The organism is Pseudomonas sp. GD04158, from assembly GCF_029834875.1.
GTDB lineage: Bacteria > Pseudomonadota > Gammaproteobacteria > Pseudomonadales > Pseudomonadaceae > Aquipseudomonas > Aquipseudomonas hydrolytica.
Genome location: NZ_JAODYT010000123.1, coordinates 1 through 7,122, shown reverse-complemented (window position 1 = coordinate 7,122; position 7,122 = coordinate 1). Strand labels below are relative to the sequence as shown.

8 protein-coding genes and 1 pseudogene are annotated in these 7,122 nt (G+C 67.6%); 6 read left to right on the top strand and 3 right to left on the bottom strand.

Features of this window, described 5'->3' with window-relative positions; genetic code table 11:
- From N7333_RS23305 to N7333_RS23290, 4 genes and pseudogenes are all read left to right on the top strand, one after another.
- A pseudogene (locus N7333_RS23305) lies at nucleotides 1-393 on the top strand (amino acid dehydrogenase); the annotation flags it as partial.
- 100 nt (nucleotides 394-493) lie between these two features.
- A complete protein-coding gene (gene pdhA, locus N7333_RS23300; RefSeq protein ID WP_012019354.1) occupies nucleotides 494-1,582 on the top strand; it encodes a pyruvate dehydrogenase (acetyl-transferring) E1 component subunit alpha in 1,089 nt (362 codons plus the stop codon).
- Nucleotides 1,575-2,579, top strand: coding sequence for an alpha-ketoacid dehydrogenase subunit beta (locus N7333_RS23295; protein WP_279859450.1), 1,005 nt, complete (start codon nucleotides 1,575-1,577; stop codon nucleotides 2,577-2,579). The genes pdhA and N7333_RS23295 overlap by 8 nt, the downstream gene beginning before the upstream one ends.
- A gap of 69 nt (nucleotides 2,580-2,648) precedes the next feature.
- Entirely contained in the window at nucleotides 2,649-3,755 is a 1,107-nt protein-coding gene (locus N7333_RS23290; protein WP_273262618.1) for a dihydrolipoamide acetyltransferase family protein, read from the top strand.
- Nucleotides 3,756-3,782: 27 nt separating this feature from the next.
- Here the strand turns inward: N7333_RS23290 and N7333_RS23285 are convergent, their stop codons facing one another.
- Together N7333_RS23285 and N7333_RS23280 are read right to left on the bottom strand one after the other, a co-directional pair.
- Entirely contained in the window at nucleotides 3,783-4,649 is an 867-nt protein-coding gene (locus N7333_RS23285; RefSeq protein ID WP_279859449.1) for a DMT family transporter, read from the bottom strand.
- A 286-nt stretch (nucleotides 4,650-4,935) separates the two neighbouring features.
- Entirely contained in the window at nucleotides 4,936-5,340 is a 405-nt protein-coding gene (locus tag N7333_RS23280) for a DUF488 family protein (protein WP_279859448.1), read from the bottom strand.
- A 306-nt stretch (nucleotides 5,341-5,646) separates the two neighbouring features.
- On the opposite strand from N7333_RS23280, the gene N7333_RS23275 reads away from it, so the two are divergent.
- Nucleotides 5,647-5,898: a hypothetical protein gene (locus N7333_RS23275; RefSeq protein WP_003245908.1), complete on the top strand. Its 252-nt coding sequence runs from the start codon at nucleotides 5,647-5,649 to the stop codon at nucleotides 5,896-5,898.
- 169 nt (nucleotides 5,899-6,067) lie between these two features.
- On the opposite strand, the gene N7333_RS23270 is transcribed toward N7333_RS23275, so the two are convergent.
- Nucleotides 6,068-6,331 (bottom strand): YebG family protein, encoded by a 264-nt coding sequence (locus tag N7333_RS23270; protein ID WP_003245907.1) that lies wholly within the window; start codon nucleotides 6,329-6,331, stop codon nucleotides 6,068-6,070.
- Nucleotides 6,332-6,617: 286 nt separating this feature from the next.
- Here N7333_RS23270 and N7333_RS23265 point away from each other — a divergent pair, with 286 nt between their 5' ends.
- Entirely contained in the window at nucleotides 6,618-7,112 is a 495-nt protein-coding gene (locus N7333_RS23265) for a phosphate-starvation-inducible PsiE family protein (protein ID WP_003245906.1), read from the top strand.
- Nucleotides 7,113-7,122: the final 10 nt, after the last annotated feature.

Here is a 7,122-nt window from a genome sequence, read left to right as displayed (position 1 = left end):
GGCGCTCACCCGATCGCCAGCGAGGCGCTGCTCACCACGCCCTGCGACATCCTCGCGCCCTGCGGTCTGGGCGGCGTGCTCAACGCACAGACGGTCGGCCAGCTGCGCTGCGCCGCGGTGGCCGGGGCGGCCAACAACCAGCTGGCCAGCCCGGAGATCGCCGACGAGCTGGAGGCGCGCGGCATTCTCTATGCGCCGGACTACGTGCTCAACGCCGGTGGGCTGATCTACGTGGCGCTGCGTCATCGTGGCGAAGAGCTGGCGGCGATCACCGCCCACCTGGCGCAGATCAGCCTGCGCCTGACGGAAATCTACGCCCACGCCCAGGCCGACAAGCGCTCGCCGGCGCGAGTCGCCGACAGCCTGGCCGAGCGTCTGCTTTACGGGCCCTGAGGCCCGGGCGTTCGTCCGGCCTACCCGCAGGACGGCGCGCATTCCCCAGGTCACGAGCCCGGGGTCAACAAGGTGTCCACAAGATGCCGAGGAGATTGCCATGCCCGACAAGCTGAAGTTACCCCATACCCGTTATCTGGCTCCCGACGGTGCGCCCTGTGCCGAGCTGCCGGCCTGGAGCGACGACTTCGACCTACTCATCCGTCTGTACCGGCAGATGCTGCTGACCCGCCTGTTCGACCAGAAGGCGGTGGCGCTGCAGCGCACTGGACGCATTGGTACCTACGCGCCGACCATCGGCCAGGAGGCCATCGGTGTGGCCATCGGCGCGACCATGCAGGCCGACGACGTGCTGGTGCCTTATTACCGCGACACCGCGGTGCAGGTGATGCGCGGTGTGCGCATGGAGGAAATCCTGCTCTATTGGGGCGGCGACGAGCGCGGCAGCGCCTATGTCGACCCGGCGGTAGCCGAGGACTTCCCGCTCTGCGTGCCCATCGCCACCCAGGCCCTGCATGCCTGTGGCGTGGCCAGCGCGTTCAAGATCCGCGGTCAGCACCGCGTGGCGGTGACCACCTGCGGCGACGGCGCCACCAGCAAGGGCGACTTTCTCGAGGCGCTCAACGTCGCCGGCGCCTGGCAGTTGCCGGTGGTGTTCGTGGTCAACAACAACCAGTGGGCCATCTCGGTGCCGCGGCGCATCCAGTGCGGTGCGCCGACCCTGGCGCAGAAGGCGCTCGGCGCCGGCTTTGCCGGTGAGCAGGTCGATGGCAACGATGTGCTGGCAGTCTACGACCGCATGCAGGTGGCGCTCGAACGTGCGCGCCAGGGCAAGGGGCCGACCTTGATCGAATGCCTGAGCTACCGCCTGGGCGATCACACCACCGCCGACGACGCGACGCGCTATCGCCCGGCCGAGGAGGTCAAGCAGGCCTGGCAGGAGGAGCCGGTGGCGCGCCTGCAGGCTTTCCTGGTGCGCCAGGGCGTATGGAATGCGCAGCGCGAGCAGGCCCTGGTCGGCGAATGCCAGGCCGAGGTGCAGCGCGCGGTGGAGGCCTTCGAGGCGACCACGCCGGCGCCAGTCGAGGATGCGCTGGAGCATGTCTACGGCAAATGGCCGCAGGCCCTGGCCGAGCAGCGCGAATGGCTGCGCGAACGTGCCGCGCGGCGGGAGGTGGACCATGAGTGAGAAGCCAGCCCCGAGCGAAAAGAAGGTCAGCCTGCTGGAGGCGGTCAACCTGGCCCTGCACCGGGCCATGGCCGAGGATGAGAACGTCGTGGTGCTGGGCGAGGACATCGGTGTCAACGGCGGGGTGTTCCGCGCCACCGCCGGGCTACGCGATGCATTCGGCTTCAAGCGGGTGATCGATACCCCGCTGGCCGAAACCATGATCGCCGGGCTCAGCGTCGGCATGGCGGCGCAGGGGCTCAAACCGGTGATGGAAATCCAGTTCATGGGCTTTATCTACCCGGCCCTGGATCACCTGATCTGCCACGCCAGCCGCCTGCGCAATCGTACCCGCGGCCGCCTCAGCTGCCCCATGGTGCTGCGCACGCCGATGGGCGCCGGGATTCGCGCCCCCGAGCATCACAGCGAAAGCACCGAGGCGCTGCTGGCGCATATCCCCGGCCTGCGCGTGGTCATCCCCTCGTCGCCGGCGCGCGCCTACGGCCTGCTGCTGGCGGCCATCGACGACCCGGACCCGGTGGTATTTCTCGAACCCACCCGGCTGTACCGCATGAACCCGCAGCCGCTGGCCGACGACGGCAAGCGCCTGCCGCTGGACAGCTGCTTCACCCTGCGCGAGGGCAGCGACCTGACCCTCGTCAGCTGGGGCGCGAGCATCCACGAGACGCTGCAGGCCGCCGATCGGCTGGCCGAGCGCGGCATCGCCGCCGAGGTGATCGACGTCGCCTGCGTCAAGCCGCTGGACCTCGACACCCTGGAGGCCTCGGTGCGCAAGACCGGGCGCTGCGTGATGGTCCACGAGGCGCCGAAGAGCTGCGCGGTCGGCGCGGAAATCGCCGCCAGCCTGTACGAGCGTGCGCTGCTCGACCTGCAGGCGCCGATCCAGCGGGTCACCGCGCCGGACATTCCGCCGCCGCTGTATCGCCTGGAGCAGCTGTACATCCCCGGTGTCGAGGACATCCTCGCCGCCTGCGAGACGGTGCTGGAGTACGCCTGAATCAGTGATACGCGCGGCGCCGCGTAGGGTGGGCCGTGCGCATCGGCAGAATCGACGGGAGAACGCACGATGAAATATTTCAAACTGCCCGATCTGGGCGAGGGCCTGCAGGAAGCCGAGATCGTCGAGTGGCACGTCAAGGCCGGCGACACGGTCAAGGCCGACCAGTTGCTGGTGTCGGTGGAAACCGCCAAGGCCATAGTCGACATCCCCGCGCCCTATGACGGGGTGCTGGTGAAGACCTTCGGCAAGGAGGGCGACATTCTGCATGTCGGCGAGCCGCTGGCCGCCTACGAGGGCGAGGCCGATGCCGGCACCGTGGTCGGGCGCCTGGAGGGTGGTGGCGAGGCTGGCGCGGACAATTTCTTCGTCGGCGCTGCGCCGAGCACCCGCGAACACCTGGCGCCGCGGGCGACGCCGGCGGTACGGCAGCTGGCGCGTCAGCTCGGCGTCGACCTGGCTGCCGTGCAGGGCAGTGGCGCCGACGGCCTGATCACCCGCGCCGATGTCGAGGGCGCCAGCCAGGGCGCGCGCGAGCGTTTCGGCGGCGAGAAGCTGCGCGGCGTACGCCGCAGCATGGCGTTGAACATGGCCCGCGCGCATGCCGAGGTGGTGCCGGTGGTGATAGTCGGCGACGCCGACCTGCACCGCTGGCGCGAGGCGCGCGACCCGCTGGTGCGCATCGCCCAGGCCATCGCAGTGGCCTGTGAGGCGGAGCCGGTGCTCAACAGCTGGTTCGATGGCAAGAACCTGTCGATCAAGCGCCATGCCCAGCTCGATCTGGGCATCGCCGTGGATACGCCGGACGGCCTGTTCGTGCCGGTGCTGCGCAACGTCGGCGCGCGCAGCGCCGAGGATCTGAAAGAGGGCGTGGCACGCCTGCGCGCCGACGTGCGCGCACGTTCCATCCCGCCGCAGGAGATGATGGGCGCGACCCTGACCCTGTCCAACTTCGGCACTCTGTTCGGCCGCTACGCCAACCCGGTGGTGGTGCCGCCGCAGGTGGCGATCATCGGCGCCGGCGGCATCCGCGACGAGCCGGTGGCGGTCGATGGCCAGGTGGTGGTGCACCCGATCCTGCCGCTGTCGCTGACCTTCGACCACCGCGCCGTCACCGGCGGCGAGGCCGCGCGCTTTCTCAAGGCGCTGGTCGAGGCGCTGCAGCAGCCGGAGTGATGGCCCGGCGTGACGCCGGGCCGGAGGCTACCGGCCTTGCGGGGCGAAGCGAAACACCAGCGCCAGGCCCAGCAGGATCGCCGCCATGCCGGCCATGGCACTGGGCGACAGCAGATTGCCTAGCAGCAGGTAGTCGAGCAGGGCGGTGACCAGCGGCACCAGGTAGAACAGGCTGGTGACGTTGACCAGGTTGCCGGCGCGGATCAGCCGGTACAGCAACAGCTGCGCGCCCACCGAGATCACCAGGCCCATCCACAGCAGCGGCAGGAGCAGGCCGACATCGAACTGCACCCGGCACTCCTGGGTTGGCAGCAGCGCCAGGCTGGCCACCAGGCACAGGCCGTACTGCAGCGGCAGGGCGCGCATGGGCGTCTGGTTAAGACCCTTCTGCGCGATGGCGCCGAGCGTGATGCAGACCAGCGCGGCGAGCGCCAGCAGCACGCCGGCCAGCGGCAGCGAGGCATGCAGCAGGCTGTCGCCGACGATCAGCGCCAGGCCGAGCAGGGCCAGCAGCAGGCCGGCCAGGCGCAACGGCGAGGCGCGCCGCTCCAGCAGCATCAGGGTGAGGATCGGCTGCACGCCGAGCAGGGTGGCGAGCACACCGGGGGTGATGCCGCTGTCCAGCGCCAGCAGGTAACACAGGCTGTAGCCGCCGATCATCAGCAGCCCGGCCCTGGCCGTGGGCCAGCGCAGGCCGCGTTCGGGCAGCCAGGTGCCCGAGTAGGCGGCGATCAGTGCCAGCGTCAGGCAGGCAAGGGCGAAGCGCAGGATGAGAAAGGCGAAGGGCGAGGCGTGATCAAGACCCAGGCGGGCGAAGATCGCACCGCCGGACCAGAGCAGCACGAACAGTGCCGTCGAGCCGCAAGCGGCCAGTGACGTGGTATCGAAACGCATGGTGAAGCACCTGTCGAAAAATCCGCATGAGCTCCGTGCGCGCAGACGCGCCTCGGTCAGACCGATGACGAACGGAGCGAAATGGTCGCGGGGGTGGCCCGCTTAGACGCTGGCCGGCGGGGGAGGAGGGGTGCCGGCGCGGCAGACAGGTGGAGGCGCGCAAAGCAGGACCACAGCGCTGCGCGAGGCGGCGTTGACGGCGTGGAGACTGCGCGTAAGGGAAGTCATCGAAATAGGCTTCGGTATGACGGGAAAGGCTGCAGGCTAGCTCGGCACCGGGCGTCGGTCAACCGCCGCCGAACTCGCCCTGGTAACAGACCGGCGAACTGGGCGAGCCTTTGCGCTCCAACTCGTCTTCGAGAAACTCGGCCAGCACCCGCGCATTGTTGTGCGTCTCGTCGCGTGCGGCATACAGCAGGGTAAGGCGGCCGCTGGCGGCCCAGTGCAGCAGCGGTTGCCAGTGTTCGGGATGGCCGGCCAGTTCCCGCCGGTAGGCGCTGCGGAAGTCCTCGAAAGCCGCCGCTCGATGAGCGAAGGCCTTGCGCAGCGCGGCGGAGGGCGCCACTTGCGGCAGCCAGGCATCGAGTGGCAGCCGGTCCTTGACCAGGCCACGTGGCCATAGTCGGTCGACCAGCACGCGGCGGCCGTCGTCCGCGGCGGCGTCGAGATAAACCCGCTTGCACTGGATCATCTAGCTCCTCCTAGCACAGAGCCTAGCAGGCGTTGAAAAACTACCTGCGCTGCCATTGCTGCGTTAAAAACAGGCTCGGGCTGCTCATTTACAACTCGTAAACTGCGCGTCCTCGCCTGTTTTTGCGGGGCCGCCATCGGTATTGCACTGGCTGCCTCGGCTCGGGCTCCTGCTTCGCTCTACCTCCTGCATCCATGCAGTCGTCGCCTACGTTTTTCAACGGCCCACTAGTCCACGGCCCTGCGGCAATGCCGCACTTGGCGCCAGCAGGGGGCTGGATTAGCGTGGCGAACGAGGAGAAATGCCATGGACTACTTCATCATCGTCGTCACCACGGCCGCCGGGCTGTACTTCCACTGGTGGCTGTTTCGCCGTATCCGTCAGTGGAGCGATCGCGACCTGGCGCTGTCGCTAGCCGCAGGCGACGAGCCGATGCGACAGTACATGCTCGAGCAGCTGGCCCGTGCGCAGCGCGAGGGCGTGCGCCGACGCGATCTGCCTGATTGGCTGGAGCGCGCGGCGGCGCAATATCGCGAGCGAGCCGGTAAGTCGTCATAGGCGGGCGGGACGACCAGGCTGCGCGTAGCGCTGGGCTATGCCGGCTCGGTTGCGCATAAGTCAGCGGTATGACGAGGGAGCGAGGTTTTCCCGGTGCGCACGGCACACCTACGGTGCGCTATTAAAAAAGCCCCGCGTCCGGGCGAACGGCGGGGCCAAGGGGATGGGGTCAGGCCTCGGCGGTTTCGTTTTCCAGCTCGTCGAGGGCATCGGGCTGGCTCTTGAACGCCTTGGCGAAGATCTCGCGGTTCTTGGCCATGAAGATGCCCAGCTCTTCGCCCTGTTCCTCGCTGAGCGACGGCACCGCCTTGTGCAGCACCTCACTGAGGCGCTCGGCCAGTTCCAGCATCTTGTCGTAACGATCGGCTTCGGCCTTATCCATAAACAAGCGCTCCGGGTCGCGGCTGCTGCGGTACACCACTTCGACGGCCATTCATCACCTCGTCTGCCTTCATGCGTGTCGATTGAAATAACTGGTTGTTTGTACAGTGCTGCGCAGCATAAAGAACTCTGCGCCATTTGGCCAGTATTGCACCTGCCCAGCCGAATCGGGCGACCTGGCATTCCATGGCGTGCTTGCGAAAACCGGCCGCGCTGTGGCTTTTGGTCACATCCTTGCATCATTCTGAGGGGATGGTTTTTCCGGCATGATCGGCCTCTTGATGAACGCCCATTTCGGGCGCTCGGGGCGTCGTGCCCTTCTGGGGGAGTAGTACAGGATGAATTGGGCGGAACGTCTGCGCACGGGCATGCATGGCCTGGCGGAATCCTTGGGTAATCTGCTGATGGAGGCCTTTCACTACCTGGCGCTGTTTGCCATCGGGGCGATCACGGCGTGGGCGGGGGTGATGACCTTCATCGGCATGCTGGACAAGGGCCATATCACGGTCGATGACATCCTGCTGCTGTTCATCTACCTGGAATTGGCGGCGATGGTGGGCATCTATTTCAAGACCAACCACATGCCGATCCGCTTCATGATCTACGTGGCGATCACCGCGCTGACCCGTCTGCTGATCTCGGATATTTCGCACAACCACAAGCCGGACTGGGGCGTGGTGATGGTTTCTGGCGCCATCCTGCTGCTGGCGCTGGCGATTCTGATCGTGCGCTACGCTTCGGCGCGCTATCCGGCAGTGGCCGGCCCTGACACGCGCGGCAGGGCGCGCAACCGCGCCGATGCCGAAGCCGAGCGCGACGACGCCGCGGATTGAGGAAACCGGT